The sequence below is a fragment of the Nocardia neocaledoniensis genome (genome assembly GCF_003182135.1).
Classification (GTDB): Bacteria; Actinomycetota; Actinomycetes; order Mycobacteriales; family Mycobacteriaceae; genus Nocardia; species Nocardia neocaledoniensis.
The window spans coordinates 61848-85515 of sequence record NZ_QGTL01000018.1; the positions used below are offsets into that span (position 1 = coordinate 61848).

The 23668-nt window shown below is 71.1% G+C and carries 21 protein-coding genes; 7 read left to right on the forward strand and 14 right to left on the reverse strand.

Annotated elements, in window-relative coordinates; all coding sequences use genetic code 11:
• Positions 1–43 precede the first annotated feature (43 nt).
• From DFR69_RS31845 to ftsH, 7 genes are all read right to left on the reverse strand, one after another.
• Positions 44–1198, reverse strand: coding sequence for a DUF6779 domain-containing protein (locus DFR69_RS31845; protein ID WP_146229477.1), 1155 nt, complete (start codon positions 1196–1198; stop codon positions 44–46).
• Positions 1199–1266: 68 nt separating this feature from the next.
• Positions 1267–1740: a DUF3180 domain-containing protein gene (locus tag DFR69_RS31850; RefSeq protein ID WP_110041395.1), complete on the reverse strand. Its 474-nt coding sequence runs from the start codon at positions 1738–1740 to the stop codon at positions 1267–1269.
• A complete protein-coding gene (gene folK / locus DFR69_RS31855; protein ID WP_110041396.1) occupies positions 1734–2261 on the reverse strand; it encodes a 2-amino-4-hydroxy-6-hydroxymethyldihydropteridine diphosphokinase in 528 nt (175 codons plus the stop codon). The genes DFR69_RS31850 and folK overlap by 7 nt, the downstream gene beginning before the upstream one ends.
• Positions 2258–2680, reverse strand: coding sequence for a dihydroneopterin aldolase (folB, locus tag DFR69_RS31860; protein WP_110041397.1), 423 nt, complete (start codon positions 2678–2680; stop codon positions 2258–2260). The genes folK and folB overlap by 4 nt, the downstream gene beginning before the upstream one ends.
• Complete coding sequence (folP, locus tag DFR69_RS31865; RefSeq protein ID WP_110041398.1) at positions 2677–3546, reverse strand: dihydropteroate synthase; 870 nt, start codon at positions 3544–3546, stop codon at positions 2677–2679. The genes folB and folP overlap by 4 nt, the downstream gene beginning before the upstream one ends.
• On the reverse strand, positions 3543–4133 hold the full coding sequence (folE, locus tag DFR69_RS31870) for a GTP cyclohydrolase I FolE (RefSeq protein ID WP_110041448.1): 591 nt from the start codon (positions 4131–4133) through the stop codon (positions 3543–3545). The genes folP and folE overlap by 4 nt, the downstream gene beginning before the upstream one ends.
• A gap of 178 nt (positions 4134–4311) precedes the next feature.
• Positions 4312–6681 carry an ATP-dependent zinc metalloprotease FtsH gene (gene ftsH / locus DFR69_RS31875; protein ID WP_110041399.1) on the reverse strand — a complete coding sequence of 790 codons (2370 nt, stop codon included), beginning with the start codon at positions 6679–6681 and terminating at the stop codon, positions 4312–4314.
• A gap of 276 nt (positions 6682–6957) precedes the next feature.
• On the opposite strand from ftsH, the gene DFR69_RS31880 reads away from it, so the two are divergent.
• Positions 6958–7893, forward strand: a complete 936-nt coding sequence (locus DFR69_RS31880) for a hypothetical protein (RefSeq protein ID WP_110041400.1) — start codon at positions 6958–6960, stop codon at positions 7891–7893.
• A gap of 24 nt (positions 7894–7917) precedes the next feature.
• Here the strand turns inward: DFR69_RS31880 and DFR69_RS31885 are convergent, their stop codons facing one another.
• Positions 7918–8775 (reverse strand): DUF1266 domain-containing protein, encoded by an 858-nt coding sequence (locus DFR69_RS31885; RefSeq protein WP_110041401.1) that lies wholly within the window; start codon positions 8773–8775, stop codon positions 7918–7920.
• 62 nt (positions 8776–8837) lie between these two features.
• On the opposite strand from DFR69_RS31885, the gene DFR69_RS31890 reads away from it, so the two are divergent.
• The 3 genes from DFR69_RS31890 to DFR69_RS31900 all read left to right on the forward strand — a co-directional run bounded on the left by DFR69_RS31890 (position 8838) and on the right by DFR69_RS31900 (position 12023).
• Positions 8838–9110, forward strand: coding sequence for a DUF2277 domain-containing protein (locus DFR69_RS31890; protein WP_110041402.1), 273 nt, complete (start codon positions 8838–8840; stop codon positions 9108–9110).
• Between the two features lie 78 nt (positions 9111–9188).
• Positions 9189–10739 carry an aldehyde dehydrogenase family protein gene (locus tag DFR69_RS31895; RefSeq protein ID WP_110041403.1) on the forward strand — a complete coding sequence of 517 codons (1551 nt, stop codon included), beginning with the start codon at positions 9189–9191 and terminating at the stop codon, positions 10737–10739.
• 387 nt (positions 10740–11126) lie between these two features.
• Positions 11127–12023 carry a LysR family transcriptional regulator gene (locus DFR69_RS31900; protein ID WP_110041404.1) on the forward strand — a complete coding sequence of 299 codons (897 nt, stop codon included), beginning with the start codon at positions 11127–11129 and terminating at the stop codon, positions 12021–12023.
• Here DFR69_RS31900 and DFR69_RS31905 read toward each other — a convergent pair.
• The gene (locus DFR69_RS31905; protein ID WP_110041405.1) at positions 12020–13354 is read right to left on the reverse strand and encodes an amidase; all 1335 of its coding nucleotides are present in this window, start codon (positions 13352–13354) and stop codon (positions 12020–12022) included. The genes DFR69_RS31900 and DFR69_RS31905 overlap by 4 nt on opposite strands.
• A gap of 197 nt (positions 13355–13551) precedes the next feature.
• On the opposite strand from DFR69_RS31905, the gene DFR69_RS31910 reads away from it, so the two are divergent.
• Both DFR69_RS31910 and DFR69_RS31915 read left to right on the forward strand, forming a co-directional pair.
• Positions 13552–15930, forward strand: coding sequence for a serine/threonine-protein kinase (locus tag DFR69_RS31910; protein ID WP_110041406.1), 2379 nt, complete (start codon positions 13552–13554; stop codon positions 15928–15930).
• Between the two features lie 97 nt (positions 15931–16027).
• Complete coding sequence (locus tag DFR69_RS31915) at positions 16028–17848, forward strand: serine/threonine-protein kinase (RefSeq protein ID WP_444980190.1); 1821 nt, start codon at positions 16028–16030, stop codon at positions 17846–17848.
• 3 nt (positions 17849–17851) lie between these two features.
• On the opposite strand, the gene DFR69_RS31920 is transcribed toward DFR69_RS31915, so the two are convergent.
• Entirely contained in the window at positions 17852–18682 is an 831-nt protein-coding gene (locus DFR69_RS31920; protein ID WP_110041449.1) for an SDR family NAD(P)-dependent oxidoreductase, read from the reverse strand.
• A 121-nt stretch (positions 18683–18803) separates the two neighbouring features.
• On the opposite strand from DFR69_RS31920, the gene DFR69_RS31925 reads away from it, so the two are divergent.
• Complete coding sequence (locus tag DFR69_RS31925; protein ID WP_110041408.1) at positions 18804–19400, forward strand: TetR/AcrR family transcriptional regulator; 597 nt, start codon at positions 18804–18806, stop codon at positions 19398–19400.
• Here DFR69_RS31925 and hpt read toward each other — a convergent pair.
• The 4 genes from hpt to DFR69_RS31945 are packed head-to-tail and all read right to left on the reverse strand — an operon-like array spanning position 19397 to position 23630.
• Positions 19397–19948 (reverse strand): hypoxanthine phosphoribosyltransferase, encoded by a 552-nt coding sequence (hpt, locus tag DFR69_RS31930; protein ID WP_110041409.1) that lies wholly within the window; start codon positions 19946–19948, stop codon positions 19397–19399. The genes DFR69_RS31925 and hpt overlap by 4 nt on opposite strands.
• A 21-nt stretch (positions 19949–19969) precedes the next feature.
• Positions 19970–21106 (reverse strand): tRNA lysidine(34) synthetase TilS, encoded by a 1137-nt coding sequence (gene tilS / locus DFR69_RS31935; RefSeq protein WP_110041410.1) that lies wholly within the window; start codon positions 21104–21106, stop codon positions 19970–19972.
• 4 nt (positions 21107–21110) lie between these two features.
• Complete coding sequence (locus tag DFR69_RS31940; protein WP_110041411.1) at positions 21111–22169, reverse strand: zinc-dependent metalloprotease; 1059 nt, start codon at positions 22167–22169, stop codon at positions 21111–21113.
• A gap of 12 nt (positions 22170–22181) precedes the next feature.
• Entirely contained in the window at positions 22182–23630 is a 1449-nt protein-coding gene (locus DFR69_RS31945; protein WP_110041412.1) for a D-alanyl-D-alanine carboxypeptidase/D-alanyl-D-alanine-endopeptidase, read from the reverse strand.
• Positions 23631–23668: the final 38 nt, after the last annotated feature.

Genomic DNA, 23668 nt, shown 5'->3' on the forward strand with positions numbered 1-23668 from the left:
CCAGGGGCCGCAATGATCTCCGCCACAGCCGGGCGCCGGCCGGTCAGGACCGCGAGCTGGACTCCGATTGCAGGTTGGCCATGATGTCGGCGACCGAGAGGCGGGGAGCGCCTTCCTCTTCGGCGCGACGGCGGCGGCGGGAGCTGGTGCCGACGGTGGGGGTGTCGGCGCTCGGCTTCGGGGCGGCGGGCCGGTCGGCCGTGCCGGTCGGGGTCGGTGCGCCGTTGCTCGGGGCGGGGGCGTCTTCCGTCGTCGATGCCGCCACGTCGGTGGCCGAGCCCGGAACCGTCGTGCCGGTGCCGGCGGTCGCGGCTGGAGCAGCCGGGAAGTCGCCGGTGGCCGGGGCGTTCGTGGCGGGGATGTCGCCGGTGGCCGGGGCGGTGGCCTTGGTGTCGGCCTCCGAGTCGGCGATGGGGTTGCCGTCGTTGTCGACCCGGCGGGTGTTCGGCGCAGAGAGGCGCGGCGGCGGGGTCTTGCCGTTGGCGGCGGGCTGCGGCGCCTGCTCGGTCTTCTGCGACTCCGCGTAATCGTCGAGCTGGACGGCGGAGGTCTCGGCGGTGACGGGGTCGTCGTAGGGGTCGGCGAAGTTGGCCGAAACCGGCTGCATGAACACCGGTTTCAGTGCGCTGGGCGGTTGCTGCCACGGGCCGAACCACGCGGCGTTGGCATCCACCGGGCTATCCGGAAATTCATGATCCGCGTCGTCGAAGGCGTCGAAGTCGGCGGCGGGCAGGGCGTCGATCCGGACCGCGTCGGCCTGCAGAGCGGGCTGTTCCTCGGGTAGCGGGCCGTCGAAGAGGGCCTGCAGGTTCTGGCGCAGCAGCGCCAGCTCGGCGCGCAGGGCCGCGATCTCCGAGGCGTCGGCGCCGACCTCGGCGCGCACCCGCGCCTCGACACCCATCTCGTATTCGCGCCGCGCGTTGATCTCGCGCTCGAGCTGCAACTCGTACACCGTCTGGAGATCGCGCGCCTTGGCCTGGTCGACCGCTGCTTCCTTGCGGTACCTGGTGGCCGCGAGCGCGCCGATCACGGCTGCCCACAGCGCCGCTACCAGGCCCACGCGTACGTATTGGACGTTCTCGCTGAAGATCAGGAAAACGCTTGCTGTCAGACCGAGCAGGATGAGCACGCCGATGAAGAGCTTTCCCGCGTCGTCCCGCCGTCGACGGGGCGTTGAGCTACGGGAGGGTGAAACCATGTGGGCCAGGGTAGCCGGAAACTGCTGGTCGGCCCACCAAAGATCGCGGTGATTCCATTCGCAAATTGCTAGGTGGTAGCGGGCTCGTCCGGCGGTTCCTCCGGCGCGCGACAGCAGTACTCCAACCACAATGCCGCAGCAACCAGGGCAGAACCGGCGAACATGCCGACCACGGCGCCCGGCGAATCGGCGGCGGCCGCCGTCAGCGTGCCGCGCTGTGGGAATACCCACAGCAGGAATCCCAGCCACACGCCGGCGGCCAGCGAACCGACCTGCAGCGAGGCCTTGGCCAGCGCGACCGTGCGCGCCACATTGATCGGATGCAGTTCCTTCGGGCCGTCGCCGATCTTCTCCTCGGCGATCTTGGCCTTGATGACGAACCCGAGCGCCGCCTCGATCGCGGCGACCGGCAGCAGCGAGGCGCCCGCCGCCACCGAGATGGACGGGAACGTCGAATACGCGAAACGGGTGCCGATCCACGCGATCGCGGCGGCCACCACGACGTTCAGCGCGAGGTCGAGGACCCGGGTCGGCTTCAGCACGGGCGGGCGCTCTCGTCGCGCAGCACGAGGTCGGTGCGCACAACCCCGGCGCGCTCGGCCGGATCGAGACCGGCGAGCAGGTCGGCGATCAGGACATCGTTCAGCACCGCCGACGGCTCCACATCGAGCCAAGGGACCAGCACGAAGGCCCGGTTGTTGGCCTGCGGATGCGGCAGGATCAGCGCGGGGTCGCTGTCGCGGACGATGGCGGCGCCGCTCGCATCGGTGCAGCTCACCACGTCGACGTCGAGGGTGCGCGCGCCCCAGCGCACCTCGCGGACCCGGCCCGCCGCCTGCTCCAGATCCTGGCCGAAGCGCAGCCAGGCGTAGTCGTCGAAGGCCGGATCCTCGGCCAGCACAACGGCATTGAGGTAGTCGTCCTGGTCGACGCCGCCCCACGGGGCCGTGGTGTACACCGGCGAGACCGCGCACACGCGCTCCCCCAGCGCCTCGACCACGCCGCGCAGGTGCGCGAGGCGGTCGCCGAGGTTGGACCCGATCGACAGCACGGCGCGACTCATCGACGCGGCCCCGGCTGCACCGTGCGGTAGCGGGTGGCGACCACGCGGACGTCGGCGAAGGTGTGCGGGATCGGCGCCGACGGCTTGTGCACCACCACCTCCACCGCCTCGATCCGCGGATCGGCCATCACGTCGTCGGCGATCTCGGAGACCACCGTCTCGATCAGATCGCGCGGCGGACCGGCCACGATGCGCACCGCGCGCTCGGCGAGCGCGCCGTAGTCGACGGTGTCGGCGAGGTCGTCGGAGGCCGCGGCCGCCGCGAAGTCGACCCAGACCGTCAGATCGACGACGAATTCCTGGCCGTCGCGGCGCTCGAAGTCGAAGACGCCGTGCCTGCCGAACACGCGCAGACCGCGCAGTTCGATGCGCGAGGTCGCGGGGCGGCCGGCGGGCGGGGGCAGCAGCGGTGAGTTCATCGGGAGACTCCTCGGGCGGCGGTGGCGCGGCGCCACGCGTCGACGACGGCGATCGCGTCCAGCGAGGCACGCACATCGTGCACCCGCACACCCCACGCGCCGTGCGTCGCCGCCAGCGCGGAGACGGTGGCGGTGGCGGTTTCCCTGCCGTCCGGCGGGCGCGGGCCGGACGCGTCGGCCAGCAGCGCGCCGAGGAACCGCTTGCGGGAGGCGCCGATCAGGATCGGCAGACCCTCGGTGACCAGCTCGGGCAGCGCGGCGAGCAGTTCCCAGTTGTGTTCGGCGTTCTTGGCGAAGCCGAGGCCGGGGTCGAGGATCAGGCGTTCCGGCGCGACGCCCGCGGCGACGGCCAGCTCCACCTGGGCGCCGAGCTCCGCGCGCACCTCGGCGACCACGTCGTCGTAGTGATCGGCCGGGCCGGTGTGCCGGTAGTCGGCGCCTGCCCGCCAGTGCATCAGGATCCACGGCGCGCCGGACTCGGCCACGACCTTCACCATGTTCGGATCGGCGCGGCCACCGGAGACGTCGTTGATCACCGACACCCCCGCGTCCAGGGCGGCCGCGGCGACCTCGGCGCGCATGGTGTCGACGCTGGTCGGCACGCCCGCGTCGACCAGCGCGCGGATCACCGGCGCCACCCGGGCGGCCTCGGTGGCGGGGTCGACGCGGTCGGCGCCCGGCCTGGTCGACTCACCGCCCACATCGACGATGTCGGCGCCCGCCTCGTACAGCGCGATGCCGTGCGCGACGGCCAGCTCGGGATCGAGATAGCGGCCACCGTCGGAGAACGAATCCCCGGTCACGTTCACCACACCCATGACCACACACGAGCGGCCGTCCCGCGCGGTCACCAGGTGCCGGCTCATTTGCGCAGGATCAGGTCCAGCGCCTCGGCGCGCGAGGCGGCGTTGGTCTGCAGCAGGCCGCGCACCGCCGAGGTGGTGGTGCTCGCGCCGGGCTTGCGGATGCCGCGCATGGCCATGCACAGGTGCTCGGCCTCGACGACGACGATCGCGCCGCGCGGATCCAGCCGCCGCATCACGGCGTCGGCGATCTGGCTGGTCAGCCGCTCCTGCACCTGCGGGCGCTTGGCGTAGAGGTCGACGACGCGGGCCAGCTTGGACAGGCCGGTGACGCGGCCGTGCGTGCCGGGGATGTACCCGACGTGCGCGACGCCGTGGAAGGAGACCAGGTGGTGCTCGCAGGTGGAGAACATCGGGATGTCGCGGACCAGCACGAGCTCCTGATGGCCCTCGTCGAAGGTCGTCGCCAGGACCTCGTCGGGCTCGGTGTAGAGCCCGGCGAACATCTCCCGGTACGCGCGGGCGACCCGGGCCGGGGTGTCGAGCAGGCCGGGGCGGTCCGGGTCCTCGCCGACGGCGAGCAGCAGTTCCCTGACCGCCGCCTCGGCCCTGGCCTGGTCGAACGGTCGTCCCGTCGCCAGCGCCGTCAGCTCCGCCGGGCTGTTCGCGCCGAGTTCGCCCGCCGGATCGGCGAGCCGCCCGTTCCGCGCCTGCTCAGCGAGATTCTTGTCGGCCGACAACTTCTCCGTACCTCCACATCACCGGATGACTCCGGCTTTTCTGCCGGTCCTGTCCGGCGTCAGACGGTCGAGCGTAGTCGGCCGTCCGTCAGCGACGGCCGTTCGGCCCTTCCCAGTCCTTGTTCTCCGGCTCGCTGCCGGGCGCTGGTTGCTGCGGCGGCGCGGCGGGCGCCTCGCCCCAGGGCTGGAAGCCGCCGCCGTGGCGCGGCTGCTCCGGCTGAGCCCACGCACCGCTATGTCCCTGCGGGGCCTGCGGTGGCTGCTGCGGTTGCTGCTGCTCCTCGCGCGGCGGCCACCCCGGCGCCGACCAGCCGGCCGGTGCGCCGTAGTCGGGACGCGAACCGTGCGTGCCGCCCTGCCTCGGGAACGCCTGGGTCGGCGCGCCGGACGGCAGCGGGTAACCGCTGGCGGGCGGCGCGGGCTGGCCGTACTGTGGCGGCTGCGCCGGGTAGCCGTTGGCGGGTTCGAGCGGCGCGCCCGCCGGGACCGGCGCGGGCGGCACCGGCTGCACCGGCGGCCACGGCTCGCCGCGCTCGGCGGCCAGCTCGCCCGGCGTCTTCACCGGCGGCTTGTCCGAGGGCAGGCGGTCACCGAAGTCGTTGAACGCGGTGATCCGCGGCCGCTTCTCGACACCGGCCAGGATGGTCTCGAGGTCCTTGCGGTGCAGAGTCTCGCGCTCGAGCAGCGCGGTCGCCAGCGCGTCGAGCTGCTCGCGGTACTCGCTCAGGATCGACCAGGCCTCGGTATGCGCGGCCTCGATCAGGTTGCGCACCTCCTCGTCGATCTCGCGGGCCACCTCGTGCGAGTAGTCCGACGCGACGCCCATCGAGCGGCCCAGGAACGGGTCACCCTGCTCCTGGCCGTAGCGGACCGCGCCGAGGCGCGCGCTCATGCCGTACTCGGTGACCATGCCGCGGGCGATCTTGGTGGCCTGGTCGATATCGGAGGACGCGCCCGTCGTCGGCTCGTGGAACACCAGTTCCTCGGCCGCGCGGCCGCCCATCGCGAACACCAGCCTGGCGATCATCTCCGACCGGGTCATCAGGCCCTTGTCGTCCTCGGGCACCGTCATGGCGTGGCCGCCGGTGCGGCCGCGGGCCAGGATGGTCACCTTGTAGACGGGCTCGATGTCGGGCATCGCCCAGGCCGCCAGGGTGTGGCCGCCCTCGTGGTAGGCGGTGATCTTCTTCTCGTGCTCGCTGATGATCCGGCTCTTGCGGCGCGGACCACCGATCACGCGGTCGACCGATTCCTCCAGCGATTCACCGGTGATCACCGCGCCGTGCTCACGCGCGGTGAGCAGTGCGGCCTCGTTGATGACGTTGGCCAGGTCGGCGCCGGACATGCCGACGGTGCGCTTGGCCAGGCCCTCGAGGTCGGCGTCGGGCGCGATCGGCTTGCCCTGCGAGTGGACCCGCAGGATCGCGCGGCGGCCTGCCAGGTCGGGGTTGCCGACCGGGATCTGCCGGTCGAACCGGCCGGGGCGCAGCAGCGCGGGATCGAGGATGTCGGGGCGGTTGGTCGCCGCGATCAGGATGATGCCGGTGCGGTCGCCGAAGCCGTCCATCTCGACGAGCAGCTGGTTCAGCGTCTGCTCGCGCTCGTCGTGGCCGCCGCCGAGGCCCGCGCCGCGCTGGCGGCCGACCGCGTCGATCTCGTCGACGAAGATGATGCAGGGGCTGTTCTGCTTGGCCTGCTCGAACAGGTCGCGCACGCGGGAGGCGCCGACACCGACGAACATCTCGACGAAGTCCGAACCGGAGATGGTGAAGAACGGCACACCGGCCTCACCGGCCACGGCGCGCGCGAGCAGCGTCTTACCGGTGCCGGGCGGGCCGTAGAGCAGCACGCCCTTCGGGATCTTCGCGCCGAGGGCCTGGTAGCGGGCCGGATTCTGCAGGAAATCCTTGATCTCGTACAGCTCTTCGACGGCCTCGTCGGCGCCGGCCACATCGGCGAAGGTGGTCTTGGGCATGTCCTTGGACAGCTGCTTGGCCTTCGACTTGCCGAAGCCCATCATGCCGCCGCGGCCACCGCCTTGCATCCGCGACATCACGAAGATGAACAGGCCGACCAGCAGCACCATCGGCACGATGAACAGCAGCAGCTGGGACAGCCAGCTCTCCTGCTTGACGACCGTGTCGTACGGAGCGCCGGACTTCTGCACGGCATCGAGGACCTTGGCCGAGTTCTCACCGCCGCCCGGATACTTGGCGACGATCTTGCTGTTGTTGTTCGTCGCCTCGTTGCCATTGTTCAGCTCGACGCGGAGCTGCTGCTCCTTGTCGTCGATCTGCACGTTCTTGACGTTGGCTTTGTCTTCCAGCTGGCTGAGCGCCACGGAAGTGTCGACACTCTCCCAGCCGCGCGTGTCATCGCTGAGAAAGCTGAACAGCCAGATCATGAGCATGATGCCCGAGATGATCGCCAAAGTGCGAAACACTGTCTTGCGGTTCATAGAGCGTCGGCCGGACGGCCCAGTCCTTTCCGGTTATTTCTCCGGGTGTGCCTAGCGAAGCGTCGAGATCGGCGGGTTTCGGATGCGGACATGCCACGTTACCGCGTACGGTCTAGTTCGATACATCGCGCAGTTCGGCTGCTGGTGCAGTTGCACTGGTAAACGCTCGAGGCACGAGGGAGGTTCCCGAATACCTCGGACGTGTTGTTGCAAGTGGCCACAATCATGTCATGCCCGCCATATCGTGGGCGACGACACAACTACAGCGCAGGGGGTATGGACATCGTCGAGCTACGCACACCCACAGCGATTCTGCGCCACGGACGTGGACGGCTCACCGTTCTCCGCCCTGGTACCGACGGCGAGCGGGTACTCGATGTTCCCATCGCCGACCTGCTCAAGGTGCGGCTGAACCGCCGCGCCGACGACGCGGTGGTGATCGAGATCTACCTGCGGTATCCCACCCCGGTGCTCACCGGCGTGCCCGCCGACCGCACCCCGCTTCCGGTGCTCATCGCCGAGCACGACGTGCCCGCCGCGCTGGGCATCGTCGACCGCATCAACGACCAGATCATGGCGACCAAGCGCATCGACGTGGCCGCGCCCGATCTCACCCCGCCCCCGCCGGAGTGGGGCAAGTCGGGACCGACCAGGGCCGATGTCGAGCGCGCGGTGCGCAGGATGGCGCCGCGCAAGGAGTCGCGCGCCGCGGTCAACGCGCTGAACAGGTACGTCACGCCTGACGAGTACGTGCTCGAGACCGCGATCGCCGTGGCGGCGCCGCCCGCTGGCAACGGCACCGGACTGCTGGCCGCGACGACGACGCGCCTGCTGTTCATCGCCATCGGCGGTGAGCGCTACGCGCACGAACTGCCCGTGCCCGCCATTCTGGGCGCGCGCACCGTCGAGGGCTCGCGGTCGGCGCCCGGCGAGATCGACACCAGGCACGGCGGCGGCTCGGGAATGGACGTGAGCGACGGCAATCGCACGCTGCACTTCGCGGGCGTTGACCGGGCCGACACCGAGCGGGTGACCTGCGCGGTCAACTTCGCGGTGCGCAGGCAGGCCGCCGACGGCGCGGCAGGCCCGGCCGACCCGGGCGTCTCCCAGCTCTACGCGGAGTGGGAACTGCTGGTGGAACGCCACTCGCTCGGCATGGTCGACGACACCCAGTTCCAGCGCTACGGCCGCGGCATCCTGCGCAGCCTGTAGCCACCAGGCCGAGCCGAACTGAGGTCAGTTCGGCTCGGTCACCTCGGTCTCCGTCTTCTGCTCGGGCTCGTTGAGCTCGATCCGGCGCCACGGGCTGGTCGGGCGGGTCCACAGGCGCAGCAGTTCCATGCGGCGGTCGACGCCGCCGTTCTTCAGTTCGGCCAGGTCCTCGGTGGCCTGCCAGTAGGTCCAGCCGGCCAGGTAGGCGTCGCCGAACTGCCGCCAGTTGCGGTAGCGGCGCTGAGCGGGCGGTAGCGCGCGCATGACGTACTCCCAGGCCACGTCGGCCTCGAGGTAGCCGGCGGTGAACGCCATCCGCGCGACCGCGACGACGCGGGCGAGGTCCCAGGCGTGGATGTCGTTGGGCAGCGGACGGGCCAGGTGCTCGGTGAACCCGATCTTGATGGCCTGCGCCCAGATGTCGTAGTCGCGGACCAGCGCCTCCGGGTTGTCCATCCCCCGAAACGAACCGACCTGCCGCAGGAAGGCACGGTGCCGGTCGGCGCGTTCGCCGAAGCGGTCGCGTTCGCTGGCGTTGATGGAGGCCATCACCAGCGGGTGCACCAGCGCGTAGAGCGGGGCGTGCATGCCCTCGAGCAGCTGTTCCATCGACGCGCGCGCCTCGGTGCCGTCGGTGATGCCCCACGCGCCGGTCAGCGTGTCGATGGCCAGCTCACGGCGGTCGCCGAGCGGATGCTCGCGTTCGGGACCGAGCAGCATGGCGTCGTGGAAGGCGTCCCAGCGCGTGGAGTAGAAGGCGCCCAGCGCCAGCGCGCGCAGCTCGTCGTCGCTCACGCCGGCGCCGGACCAGTGGTCTTCCTCGCGCTCGTCTAGTTCCGGATACGGAAAGGTGGTCAGCGCTGGTACTCCCCTGGCAGGCATGGGGCCGAGTCTAGTGCCGCGGATGCCTCGCGTGACCTGTCACACAGGTCTATGGTTCTGACATGTGTAGAAATATCACCGTCTTGCGTGGTCTGGAGCCTGCCGCCACCGAGCAGGAGATCTACGCTGCCGCCTTGCAATATGTGCGCAAAGTCGGCGGCATCTCCGGGCTGAGCAGCACCACCAAGCCCGCCGTCGACAAGGCCGTCGCCGCCATCGCCGCGGCCACGACCACACTGCTCGCCGAACTCCCCGATCGCCGGGTGCCGCCGCCCACCGAGCCGCCGCTGCGCCGGATCGCTGCCAGGGACGCCGCGGCGCAAGAAGCCGGATAGATCCCGGTCGGTCGGGTCCGTTTTGTGCCACGCTGTAGTTGGGTGAACTGAAGCACACAACGCAGTGGGAGCACACCAGTGACTGAACTCGACCAGACCGCGGCCGTGATCGAAGTACGCAATCCGGCGACCGGTGAGCGCACCGGCACCGTCCCGATCGTCGCGCCGGACGATGTCGCGGCGGCGGTTCGCGAATTGCGCCTGTACCAGCCGGAGTGGGAGGCGATCGGCCCCGAGGGCCGCAAGCGCTGGCTGCTGAAGATGCAGGACTGGCTCATCGACAACACCGAGCAGCTCGCCGAGGTGTTGCAGTCCGAGACCGCCAAGCCGCGCGTCGACGCGCTCATCGATCCGGCCTTCGCCGTGGACCTGCTCGGCTACTACGCGCGCCGCGCCGGGAAGTTCCTCGCCGACGAGCACCCGTCCCCGCACAGCCCGCTGGCCAGGGTGAAGTCGCTGACCGTGGCCTACCGCCCGTACCCGGTGGTCGGGGTGATCACTCCGTGGAACTTCCCGCTGGCGATGCCGGCGATCGACGTGTTCCCCGCGCTGGCCGCGGGCGCCGCGGTGATCCTCAAGCCCTCGGAGGTCACGCCGCTGTCGGCGGTGGAGCTCGCGCGCGGCTGGGCCGAGATCGGCGCGCCGCCGGTGTTCAAGGTGGTCACGGGCGCGGGCGAGACCGGCGCCGCCGTCGTCGAGAACGCCGACTACATCCAGTTCACCGGGTCGACCGCCACCGGCCGCCGGATCGCCGCCGCCTGCGCGGAGCGCATGGTGCCCTACAGCCTCGAGCTGGGCGGTAAGGATCCGGCGATCGTGCTGGCCGACGCCGACATCGACCGCGCCGCGCACGGCATCGCCTTCGGCGGCATGTTCAACGCCGGTCAGGTGTGCATCTCGGTGGAGCGCGTCTACGTGGAGGCGCCGGTCTACGACGAGTTCGTCGCCAAGCTCACCGATGCCGTCGCGGCCCTGCGCCAAGGCGCCGACGGCCGCGCGTCGAAGCACGACGTGGGCGCGCTGGCCAACGAGAACCAGGTGCGGATCGTGCAGCGCCACGTCGACGAGGCCGTCGCCGCGGGCGCGCGGGTCACCACGGGCGGCAAGCGCACGGGCGTCGGCACGTTCTTCGAACCGACCGTGCTGGTCGACGTGGACCATTCGATGTCCTGCGTCGCCGAGGAGACCTTCGGGCCGACGCTGCCGGTGATGAAGGTGGCCGACGAGGCCGAGGCGATCCGGCTGGCCAACGACTCGATCTACGGCCTGTCGGCCTCGGTCTGGACGGGCGACAAGGCGCGCGGCGAGCGGGTGGCCAGGCAGCTGAACGTGGGCGCGGTGAACATCAACGACGTGTTCGCCAACCTGTTCAACCCGGCGATGCCGATGGGCGGCTGGGGCCTGTCCGGCGTGGGCGCGCGCTGGGGCGGCGCGGCCGGTCTGCGCAAGTACTGCCGCGCGCAGGCGATGACCAAGCCGAAGCTGCCGACCACGAGCAAGGAATTGTTCTGGTACCCGTACGACATGAACAAGCTGGTCGTCGCGGTGGCGGCGATGCGGGCGGCGGGCGCGCGGGGCATCCGCCGCATCGACCTGCCCGCCGTGTTGCGGCTGAAGAAGGAGCGGTAGCCGCGATCCGGCCGCGGCGCTCGCTCGTCGCGGCCGGATTCACGGCCCCAAAACCTCTTTGTGACGAATGTCACTCATTGATCTTGATGGCGGCGAGAACAGTGGTCAGCGGTACGTTTTGCCGCGCGAACCCGGCCCCTGAGCGCCCGCTCCGCGACGCCGATTCCTGTGAGTCCGGCCGCATCTTTGCTGGTCAAGCGCCCAGCCCCGAGCTCGCCAACGGCCGATCCCCGGCCGTGGCACAACAATGACGCCTCAATGATGCAGTGCTACATGCCAGGCCATATGCTGTCCGATACCAACCTGGTGACTGTTTTGATCCACCTACGCGAACTTCCTTGCCCGTTTTGGCTGGAATTTCCCGACCGATTCTGATAGCAAGGTGCTATGGACCCGCATTTGCGCGATCTGCGGTATTTCGTCGCCGTCGCTGAGGAACTGCATTTCACCAACGCCGCTCAGCGGTTGCACATCGCTCAGCCGACGCTGTCACGGCAGATCCGCCAGCTCGAACGCCAGCTCGACGTGGTCCTGTTCGACCGCAACCAGCGCAGTGTCGCCCTGACCGTCGCCGGTAAGGAACTGCTCGAAGGCGCACGCAAGATCCTGGAACTCTGGGAGGTCACCAACGTCTCCCTGCAGGAGGCCGGTGAGGTGCTGCGCGTGGGCATCCAGTCCGCGCTGGGCCGCGGTCTGCTCAACGACCTGGAGAGCGCCAGCGGCCACCGCCTGGCCCTGCACGCCGCCTCCTGGAACGACCCGTCCAGCGGCCTGGCGGGCCGCCAGGCCGACCTGGCCCTGGTGTGGCTGCCGCTGCCCGATCCCAACCGCTACCGCTGGCAGGTACTGCGCACCGAGCCGCGCTGGGTGCTGCTCCCGGAGAACCACGCCCTGGCCGAGCAGGACGCGATCGACTTCGCCGACCTGCTCGACGAGCCGTTCATCGCCCTGCCCACCGAGGCGGGCGCGGTGCGCGACTTCTGGCTCGGCAACGACGCCCGCGGCGGCCGCGCCGCCAAGATCGGCGCCGAGGCGGCCACTCCCGAGGACAAGCTCGAGGCCGTGAGCCTCGGCCTCGGCGTCTGCCTGCTCGCCGAGAACAACGTGCCGATGTACCGCTGGCCCGGCCTGACCGCGCGTCCGGTCACCGGCCTTTCCCCGTGCGAGCTCGCGGTGGCGTGGCGGGCCGACGACACCCGCCCGACCATCCTGGAATTCGCCGGTCGCGCCGTCGACGGCGGGTTCTCCGAGCCGCAGCAGCAGCCGCAGGCCATCGCGGTCTAGTTCGTCAGCTCCAGTTGGGCGGCGAGGCCGAGCAAGGTGGCCTCGCTTCCCGGCGGGCCTGCCAGCTGCGCCGCCAGTGGGGTGTGTGCCTCGGCGTGGGTGCCCATCGGTACCGAGGCGGCCGGCCAGCCGAGCAGGTTCCAGACGCCGGTGAAGGGCGCGTAGCGCGCCGAGGCGAGGACGTTCGCGGCCCAGCCGCGCGAACTCCAGCGCTTGGCTTTCGGTGGCGGCGCGGCGAGCGTCGGGGTGATCACCACGTCGAAGTTCTCGAAGAAGTCGACCATGCCCGCTTCGATCCGGTCGACCTGGCTCGCCCGGACCAGGCGCAGCCTCCGGATCATCCTGCCCACCGCCAGGTGCCGCCTGGTACGGCGTTGCAGCAGTTCGGGATTCGGTAGTCGCTCGGCGTCGGCCAGTCCGACGCTCGGCCAGCGCAGCAGCATGGCGAGCGCCGAGTCACCGTAGGGCAGGTCGATCGGTTCCACCAGGTGCCCGGCCGCCGCCGCCCGCGCGCCCGCGGTGCGCGCCGCCGCCGTCCAGTGCCGATCCATCCGGACCAGCCGCGACGGCGGAGCCACGGCCAGTCCGATACGTAGTCGGTGCGGTGCGCGTAGCTCGGCCAGGTCGGAGCGTTCGGCCAGCACCGACAGGGCCAGCGCCGCGTCGGAGACGGTCGTCGCGAGCACGCCGTTCTCGGCCATGCCCGCCCACGAGTCGGCGCCGATTCCGGCGGGCACCACCTGTCTGCCCGGCTTGATCCCGAAGACACCGCACGCCGCAGCGGGCACCCGGATCGAGCCGAGCCCGTCGTTGCCGTGCGCGATCGGCACCAGCCCCGCGGCCACCGCCGCCGCCGCGCCGCCGGAGGAGCCACCGGCGGACCGCCCGACATCGCGCGGATTGCGGGTGACGGTGCCGTCCTCGTCGGTGGTGGCCCACAGGCCCAGCTCGGGCATCGCCGTCACGCCGACGACGATCGCGCCCGCGGCCCGCAGCCGCGCCACCACCGGATGATCGGCGGCCACCGGATCGGTGGCGGTCGCCGCGGAACCCGTGCGCGTCGGCACCCCGGCCACCGCGATGTTCTGCTTCACCGCGATCGGCACCCCGGCCAGCGGCAACTCGTCCAGATCGTCGCGGGCGGCCAGCTCCAGCGCCTCGGCGCGCGCCTGTTCGGCACGGACGACGGTGAACGCGTTGATCTTTCGATTCTCCGACGCGATGCGCGCCAAGGCCTCTGTCACCACGTCGACGGGCGTGATCGTGCCCGCGCGTACCCGGGCGGCCAGCGCCGCCGCCGGGCCGCCGATGGGATAGGCCTGGGCACCCATCGTCACCTCAGCGTCTGTCACGCCGTCGTCGTCGACGGACTCCCATGCTACCGCTGTGAGGTCTTCGTGCATCTGCGGATTCGCCCCCCGTCGCATGGTCTCGAGATTCGGGTGATCTGCCGTGAATGCGCAAGTTATCATTCGGAGAGGGCTCGGGGGCCGATGGTGTCGGTGTGGCGCGAACCTTAGGTCGGTGGATGAGCAAGAACACCGGAAACGGCGACCTGCCCGACGGTCGGTCGACGAACGTGCGCGGCGACATGGTCGAAGCGTTCGCCGAAGCATGGGGTTCCGCCGCCGAGCGTCCACCCGAGATCGCCGAATTCCTCCCCGACGCGCGCACCCTGCGCAGACAGGCCCTGCACGAGCTGATCCGCGTCGACCTGCGCAATCGCTGGCTGCACCACGCCGGCGCCGACATCGTGCGCAAGCGCCTCGACACCTACTGCGCCGAGTTCCCCGAACTCGACCGAGCCTCGCTGCCGGCGGGGCTGGTGTTCGAGGAGTTCGTGATCCGCAGGCACAGCGGCGAGCGCGTCGACCCCCGCGAGTGCCTGCGCGAATACCCGGATCAGGCGTCGAGCCTGCGCGGGCTGCTCAACACCGACGACCTCGAGCAGAGCACGCACCGCGCCGACCCGACCGTGAACCATCCGGCGGAGATGACTCGTACTACTGAGGTGACCACGCCCGAGCTCGATCTCACCGCGACAGCGACGTCGGCGGCGACCGCCGCCGACTCGTCGCCCGGTGTGTTCGCGCCGCTGGACCGCATCGAGATCGGCCAGCGCATCGACGATTTCGAACTGCTCACCGGGCTCGGCACCGGCGCGTTCGCCCGGGTCTTCCTGGCCAGACAGCGCTCGATGCAGCGGCTGGTCGCGGTGAAGATCTCCGCCGATCGCGGCACCGAGCCACAGACCCTGGCCCAGCTCGACCACGACTACATCGTGCGCGTGTTCGATCAGCGGCTGCTCGACACCGGCGCCGCGCCCGCGGACAAGCGCAGGCTGCGGCTGCTGTACATGCAGTTCCTGCCCGGCGGCACCCTGCTCGGCCTGCTGCGCTGGGTCCGCGCCACGCCACCGGCCGAACGCAGCGGCAAACTGCTGCTCGACGCGGTCGACGCGGCCATGGAGGAGAAGGGCGAGATCCGGCCCACCGACTCGAGCGTGCGCGCCGAACTGGCCGAGCTGACCTGGCCGGAGACCGTCGCCTGGCTGGGCAGGCGCCTGGCCGAGGCGCTGGCCTACGCCGCCGCGCACGGCGTGCTGCACCGCGACGTGAAGCCCGCGAACGTCCTGCTCACCGCCGAGGGCGTGCCGAAGCTGGCCGACTTCAACATCAGCTTCAGCCGGGAGATCGAGGGCACCAGTCCGGTGTCGTATTTCGGCGGCTCGCTGTCGTACATGTCGCCCGAGCAGCTGGAGGCGTGCCATCCCGGCCTGGCCCGTTCGGCCGCCGACCTGGACACCCGCTCCGACATCTACTCCCTCGGCGTCGTGCTGTGGGAGCTGCTCACCGGCGCGAAGCCGTTCGACGACAGCACCGCGGCGGCCGCGGGCAGCGGCGACGAGACCACCCTCGAGGCGATGCTGGAACGGCGCACCGGCGGCGTCGAGAGCGCGGCGCTCGAGCGGGTGCCCGCCGACTGCCCCGCCGCGCTGCGCCGCGTCCTGCTCACCTGCCTGGAACCCGACCGCGACCGCCGCTGGCCCGACGGCGGGGTGCTGGCCAAGCAGTTCGACCTGTGTCTGGACGAGCGGGCGCGCAACCTCGTCGACCCGCCGCCGACGAGCTGGCAGTTCCGCTGGCGGCGGGTGCCGCTGCTGGTGATGGTGCTCGCCGTCGGCGTGCCGAACGCGCTGGCGTCCTGGTACAACATCGTGCACAACCAGACGCTGGTGGTGAGCAGGCTCAGCGAGACCGCGCAGCAGTCGTTCGTGGTGATCACCGCCGGGGTGAACCTGGTGTTCTTCCCGCTGGGCACCGTCGTGCTGCTGTATCTGGCCCGCTTCGTGCTATCGGTGCCGCGCGGCATGCGGCACGGGAAACGCTACGACCCGGCGACGCTACGCCGGACCAGACACGACACCCTGCGTCTCGGCGACCAGTTCGTCATCGTGGCGTTCTCGCTGTGGGCGATCTCCGGGATCACCTTCCCGATCGCCCTGCGCCTGTCGTCGGGTGACGTGCCCAGCCGCGCCGTCGTCCACTTCCTCGCGTCGCTGCTGGTGTGCGGCGCGATCGCGGTGGCCTACCCGTTCTTCCTGGTCACGTTCTATCTGGTGCGCTGCATCTATCCGATCTTCCTGCGGCACGGCGAGATCAGCGTCGACGACGGCGTCTGGCTGCGGGCGCTGACCCGGCGCTGCACCTGGTACCTGGCCATCGCGGCCTCGGTGCCGCTGCTCGCGGTCGCGGGCGTCACGTTCCTGCCGCCCGGCGACATCCCGCAGGTGATCGTGGCCGTGCGGGTGCTCTGTGTCGGCGGCATCGTCGCCTTCATCGGCTCCTACCTGCTGTTCCGCGCGCTCGAAGCCGACCTCGCCGCCCTCGAGCGAGTTGTCAGCTGACCGGATGAACCACGGGCGCGCCGCGCCCGTACCCCCGTCCGTGAGCCCGACGAGTACCACCGAAGCGACCAGGCCCGCACTCGACCGCACCGCCGACATGCACCCGACCGATCGCCGTGGACTCGACCGGATCGAGGTCGGCGGTCGGATCGGTGATTTCGAGCTGCTCACCGAATTGGGAGTCGGCGCGTTCGCGCGGGTGTTCCTGGCGCGGCAGCGGTCGATGCAGCGGCTGGTGGCGGTGAAGATCTCCGCGGACAGCGGCACCGAACCGCAGACCATGGCCCAGCTCGACCACGACTACGTCGTGCGCGTGTTCGACCAGCACGTGCTGGACCCGCCCGCCGACGGCTCCCCCGCCCTGCGGCTGCTGTACATGCAGTTCCTGCCGGGCGGGACCCTGCTGGGCGTGCTGCGCTGGGTCCGCGCGACCCCGCCCGCCGAACGCACGAGTCTGCTGCTGCTCGACGCGGTCGACGCCGCCATGGCCGAGCGCGGCGAGATCCGGCCCACCGACTCCGCCGTGCGCGCCGAGATCGCCCGGCTGAGCTGGCCGGAAACCGTCGCCTGGCTGGGCAGCAGGCTGGCGCGGGCTCTGCAGTACGCCGCCGCCAACGAGGTCCTGCACCGTGACGTGAAGCCGGCGAACGTGCTGCTCACCGCCGAGGGTGTGCCGAAGCTGGCCGACTTCAACATCAGCTACAGCCGGTCGGCGGGCACCAGTCCGGTCTCGTATTTCGGCGGCTCGCTGTCGTACATGTCGCCCGAACAGCTCGAGGCCTGCCATCCCGGAAGGGCGCGCACCGCCGAGGATCTCGACACCAGGGCCGACATCTATTCGCTCGGCGTCGTGCTGTGGGAACTGCTGACCGGCCAGAAACCCTTCGACGACACCACGGTCCCCCTCGACGACCTGCGCCCGGAGATAGCGCTCGGCGCCGCCCTGGAGCGCCGCGCCGACGGCATCGCCGCAGACCTGGTGCCCGCCGACTGCCCGCCCACGCTGCGCCGGGTCCTGCTCACCTGCCTTGCCGCCGACCGCGCCGACCGCTGGCCGGACGGCGACATCCTCGCCGCCCAGCTCGACCTGTGCCTGGACGGGCACGCCCGCGAACTCGTCGACCCGCCTGCCGGCAGCTGGCGAATCCGCTTGCGCTCGTTCCTGTTTCCGGTGCTCATGCTCGCCGTCGCGATACCGAACATGCTGGCCGCCGCCTACAACGCCCGGCTGAACACCGCGCTGATCGTCGATCGCCTCACCTCCGCCACCAGGGACACGCTGATCTCGGTCGCCGGCGTCACCAACGCCGCGTTCTTCGCCGCGGGCGCGGTGGTGCTGATCTACGCGGCGCGCAGGCTGCTGATCGTCCCGCGCCGGTTGCGTAAGGGCCGGGTCTGTGGCCCCGACACCCTCGACCGCACCCGCCGCGATTGTCTGCGTTTCGGAAACCGCGCGGTGGCAGTGGCTTTCGCGCTCTGGCTGGTGGCGGCGGTCGTTTTCGCCGCCACCATCGGCCTCGCCGATGACGAATTACCCGTGCGCACAGCCGTGCACTTCCTGCTCGCGGCGGCCATCTGCGCCGCCATCGCGATGACCTACCCGTTCTTCCTGATCACCCTGTATCTCACGCGCTGCGTCTACCCGCTGTTCCTGCACCACGGCCAGGACTTCCGTGGCGACGGCGTGGCGTTGACCGGCCTGCTCACCCGCTGTCACCGCTATCTGATGACGGCCGCGTCGATCCCGCTGCTCGCCGTGGTCAGCGCGACCTTCCTGCCGGTGCCCGACCTGCTGACGACGACAACCCCGCTGCGCGCGGTCTGCGTGGGCGGGGTGCTCGGTTTCATCGGGTCGTACGCGCTGTTCCGGCTCATCGAGGCCGACATCCGCGCGTTGCTGCGCGTCGTCGGGAGCTGATCCTCAGCCGGCCTGCCTGCTCAGGTGCTCCCACTTGGCGAGTTCGGCCGTGCGGGCGGCGGTCAGGTCGGCGACCATGCCGTAGGCGGCGTCGCCGAGGATGACGCGCTTGGGCGGCTCGGCCATGTCGACGATGCGCAGCACCACCTCGGCGGCCAGGGCCGGGTCGGCGTCCTTCGACTCGCTCCACATCTGCTCGAGCCAGGCGCGCAGTTCGGCGTAGGCCGGGTTCTGCTCGGTGATGGTGAGGCCGCTGGTGAACAGCCCGGTCTCGTAGCCGCCGGGCTGCAGGATGGTGACGGCGATGCCGAATCGCTCGACCTCCATGGCCAGCGCCTCGGTCATGGCGTCGAGGGCGGCCTTGCCCGCGCCGTACACGCCGGTCGCCGCGAAGCCGCCCGCCGAGCCCATCGAGGAGACCTGCAGGATGTGGCCGGAGCCCTGCTCGCGCAGCAGCGGCACCACCGCCTGACTCACCCACAGCGCGCCGAAGAAGTTGACGTCGAGGTGCTCACGGGCCTGCCGCTCGGTGAGTTCCTCGAGCATCCCGAGGACGACGCCGCCCGCGTTGTTGACGACGACATCGAGCCTGCCGAACACCTCGAACGCCGTGCGCACCCCGGCGAAGACGGCGGCGCGGTCGGCGACGTCGAGCGGGAACGTGACCAGCCTGCCGTCGGCGGCGGCGACCAGCTCGGCCAGCGGGGTGACGTCACGGGCGACCCCGACGACGCGGTCCCCGGCCGCGAGCGCCGCTTCGGTGAAGGCTCGGCCGAGGCCTCGCGAGGCGCCGGTGATGAACCAGGTGCGGGTTTCGTCGGCTGCGCGGGTCATGTGGGTCTCCTTCAAGTGCGACGAGACGGTTCGTCTCGCTTCGATGTCATCAAGGATGCCGCGCAGTCGAACACTTGTCAAGACGGAACGTCTCGTTTTATTTCGGGCTAGACTCGCGCCCATGGCACGCACCCCGGACAGCACCCGTCGCAGCGAACGCTCCCGCGCGGCGATCCTGAGCGCGACCCGCGAACTCGTCGGCGAGGTCGCCTACGCGAAGCTGACCATCGAGGCCATCGCCGCCCGCGCCGGCGTCGGCAAGCAGACGATCTACCGGTGGTGGCCGTCCAAGGGCGCGGTGGTCTTCGACGCGATCCTCGCGCAGAGCGAAGACGCCGAGGGCGCCATCGAGCTGCCGGACACCGGCGACCTCGCCGCCGATCTGAAGACGGTGCTGCGCGCCACGGTCGCGGAATTCGCCGACCCGGCCTTCGACGCGCCCCTGCGCGCGGTGCTCACCGAGGTCGTCAACGACCCGGGACTCGCCGCGCAGTATCGCGAGCAGCTGGAACAGCCGGTGCACGCCGCCAAAGTGCGACGGCTGGCGAAGGCACGGAGCGCGGGCCAGATCCGAGCCGACGCCGATCTGGATCTGATGGTCGACCTGCTCTACGGACCGATCACCCAGCGCTGGTTACCGCGCTCCGGCCCGCTGGACACCGCGTTCGCCGATGCCCTGGTCGACGCGGTCCTGCGGGCCTTCGCCCCGACGGACTAGGAGTAGACCTTCGGGTCGAGGGTGCCGATGTAGGGCAGGTCGCGGTAGCGCTCGGCGTAGTCGAGGCCGTAGCCGACGACGAACTCGTTCGGGATGTCGAAGCCCACGTGCGCGACCTCGACGGGGGTGCGCAGCGCGTCGGGCTTGCGCAGCAGGGTCACCACCTCCAGCGAGGCGGGGTTGCGGGTGGCCAGGTTGCGCAGCAGCCAGGACAGCGTCAGACCGGAGTCGATGATGTCCTCGACGATCAGCACATTGCGCCCGGCGATGTCCTTGTCCAGGTCCTTCATGATGCGCACGACACCGGAGGACGAGGTGGACGACCCGTAGGACGACACGGCCATGAACTCGAGCTGCGTCGGGATCGGCAGGGCCCTGGCGAAATCGGTCATGAAGAAGATCGCGCCCTTGAGGACACCGATCAGCAGGAGGTCGCCTTCAGGCGCGTCCGGCGGATAACGCTTGGCGACCAGCTCGGCGAGTTCCTCGATCTTGGCCTTGATCTGGTCTTCGGTGATCAGCACCGAAGCGATGTCGTCTCCGTACACGGAAGTGGGTGTCCCTTCGTGTTATGTGGCATCGAGACGCGGCTGCGCGCGTACCGTCAGCGTGCCATGCTCGCGCGCCACGACCAACCTGTGGTCCCTGCCGCCACCCGCGACGGCGACCCCGCCCTGGCCCCGCCAGTCGCTCACCAGCTCGTCGATCGCCTGTAAATGGGCGTTCAGCAACCCGCTGACCCCTTGTTCGGCGAGCCACGCCCGGATCGTCCTGCGGCGCAGGGCCGCGGGCGCAGTGGCCAGGATCTCGATCGAGAGCGTCGGGCGATCGGTGTCGGCGGGGCCACTGCCTCCGGTGGTCTCCGATGGCGCGCCGGTGCCGGGAGGGCGGCAACTCCCGGGCTCTCCGGCGGCCACCGCCTCGCGAGAGCCGTCGGCGCGCCCCCGCCCCGGTTGCGCGCGGGTGCCCTCGCCGCACGATCTCGCCGCGCGCAGCAGGTCGGCGGCCAGCGCGTCGAGGACCTCCCCGTCGTCGCGCAATTGATCCGCGGTGCGGGCGAGCGCCTGCGCCACACCGCCCCCGAGCACGGCCTCCAGCAGCGGCAACACCTCGGTCCGCACCCGGACCCTGGTGTACGCCGGATCGAGATTGTGCGGGTCCTCCCAGGGTTCGATTCCCAGGTCCGCGCACATCTGCCGGGTCTGTGCCCGCCGCACCCCGAGCAACGGCCGCCCCCACGGCTCGTTCCAGGCCGCCATCCCCTGAATCGACCGCCCACCCGACCCGCGCGCCAGCCCGAGCAGCACAGTCTCGGCCTGGTCATCGAGGGTGTGCCCGAGGAGCACCGGCCGCCCCGCCCGCACGGATTCCAGCGCCGCGTACCGCGCCGCCCGCGCCGCCGCCTCCGCTCCCCCGTTCCGCCCGACCTCGACCGGCACGACGACCGCGTCAATACAGCCCAGCGCCAGCGCCTGCGCGGCGGCCCCCGCGGCCACCTCGCCCGAGCCGGGTTGCAGCTGATGATCGACCACCACGGCCGTCACATCGCCCGCCTCGACGACAGCGGCCGCGAGCAGGGCCAGCGAATCGGCCCCACCCGACAGCCCGACGACAACGGGCATCCGCCCGCCCCGCGCGGTCACCCATTCGCGCACGCCGCGGCGCACCGCCAGCACCGCCGCCGTCTCGGGCAGTCGCACCGTCATCGCCCTACAGCACCCGGGCGATCCACCGCTCCGGGTGATCCACCTCGTCGAGACGCGGCAGTGTCTCCGCGTTCGTCCACACCGTGTTGAACTCCGCGACGCCCACCCGCTCGACCACCGCGTCGACGAACTTCTTGCCGCGCACGTACTGCGCGACCTTCGCGTCCACCCCGAGCAGCGCGCGCAGCAGCCGCTGGATGGGGTTGGTCGGCTTCTTTCTGCGCTGGTCGAAGGCCGCGCGGATGTCGGCGACCGTGGGCACCACCGCGGGTCCGACGGCGTCCATCACATGATCGGCGTGCCCTTCGAGCAGGGTGCCGAGCATCAGCAGCCGGTCGAGCGCCTCCCGCTGCGGCGGCGCCTGCGCGGCGCGCAGCAGGCCGACGACGCCGCGGCTGTTGGGATCGTCGGCGTTCTCACCGGTGCGCCGGGCCTTCACCTCGTTGAGCAGGCGGCCGAGCAGCTCGCTCATCGGTTCCTCGCCGACCTCGCTGAGGATGTCGACATTGGTGCGCATGTAGTCGGCCAGCCACGGCGCCGAGGAGAACTGCACCCGGTGGGTCACCTCGTGCAGGCAGACCCACAGCCGGAAGTCCGACGGGTCGACGCCGAGCGCCCGCTCGACGTGCAGGATGTTGGGCGCCACCAGCAGCAGCGTGCCGTCCGCGCCGGTGAACGGGTCGTACTGGCCGAGGATCGCGGTCGACAGGAAGGCCAGCATGGTCCCGGCCTGGACGCCCGCCGGTTTACCGACGAGCTTGCCGGTGGCGCTGGTGGCCTCGGTGCCGGTGAGCACGGCCATCGAATCCGCGGCGGCCGAGATCCAGCCCGCCCGGTCGACGATCCTGGCCTCGGGCACCGGCCGGTCGTCGAGCAGCCCGCTCACCTCGCGCACCGGACCTTCGGCCCGCACCGAGGCCTCGGCCAGTTCGGCGACGATCTGTTCGGCGATCCGGCGTGAGGTGCGCGGTCCGGCGGGCGCGAGCACGGCGCCGGTGCGGGCGGCCAGCCGCCAGTCCACCGCGCCGCTGAAACCGGAATTCGTGCGCTTGTCCTCGGTCATCGCCACCCGCTCTCAGTTGCAACCGCAGTCGCGCAGGGCGCCCGCCACCGCGTCGAGGGCGGGCCTGCTGACCTCCGGCAGCCGGTCGTTGGACATGAGCGCGAAGGTCAATACCCGGCCGTCACGGTCGAGCACATACCCGACCAACGCGCTGGCGACGCTCAGAGTTCCGGTCTTGGCCCGCACCCACCCCGCGCCCTGGCGGTTCTGGGTGACGAAGCGCGGTGCGAGCGTGCCGGTGCCGCCTGCGACGGGCAGGTCGTCGAGCAGCGGCGCGAGAGCCGCTGCGCGCGGATCGGTTTCGGGCCTGGCCTGGGTGCCGGCCGGGACGACGGCGGCGGCGCCGGTGGGCTCGGCGGCGGTGGCCACGATCGAGTCGAGCAGCCGCGGCGGCACCCGATCGTCGACGGACAGGCCGCTGTTGTCGGCCAGATGCAGTCCGCTGACATCGAATCCGGCGCTGCTCAGCGCGGCGGCGGTGGCCGCCACGGCGCCGGCGAAGGAGGCCTCGTGCCCGGTGGCCACGGCCAGTTCGCGGCCGATGGTCTCGGCGAGCACGTTGTCGGAGTGGATCATCATGTCGTGCAGGCGGACTCGCAGCGGCGCCGACTCCACCTTCGCGATCTCGACGCCGGTGCGGTCGGCCGGGCCGACCCGGACCGCGCCCGGATCGACGCCGAGCGCCGCGGCCAGCGCCCGGCCCGCGTCCAGCGCGGGGGTCGAGGTGCGCGGCGAGTAGTCGGCGGTGTGATCGAAGCGGCCGCCGTCGAGCATGATCGGCTCGATCGGGGTGATCGAGCCCTCGGGGATGTCGATCGGATCCCAGCCCGAGGCCAGGGTCGGACCGGTGTAGGCGGTGGTGTCGACGACGATCGCGCTGACCTGCCTGCCCGCGGCCTTCACCTGGGCCGCCAGATCGGCGATCCGGGCGCCGTCGGTGTAGTAGCCGCCGTCGGTGGTGTTGGTCAGAGTCGGGTCGCCCCCGGCCACGAGCACCAGCTCGCCGGGCGCGCCCGCGAGGACCTTGGTGGCCACCCGCTGATCGTCGGGCAGGGTGAGCAGCGCGGCGGCCGTCAGCATGATCTTGGCCGTCGACGACGGGATCATCGGCTTGGCGGGGTCCTGGCTCCACAGCACCGTGCCGCTGGTGGGATCGGTCACCTGTCCGGCGAACGCGCCCAGATCGGGGCTGCCGACCACCGGCGCGAGCGCGGCGGCGATCCCGGCCACCGTGGGCGCGGGCGCGTCGGATCGGGCCGGGGCGACCGCGGCGCCCGGCAGGTCGGTGCTCGGCGCGTCCGCGATCGTGAGCCCGCCGTGCCGGAACTCCGGCGTCCACGGCTTGGCGATCGCGGCGAAACCCCCGGCGATCAGCAACAACGCCACCACCACCGCGGACAGCCAGATCCAGCGGGTCCCGCGCGAGCGCGGTCCCGAATTCTCATCGCTTCGACCGATCACGCCCGTCGCTCTCCCTCAACGCCGTCCGACACTGCTCG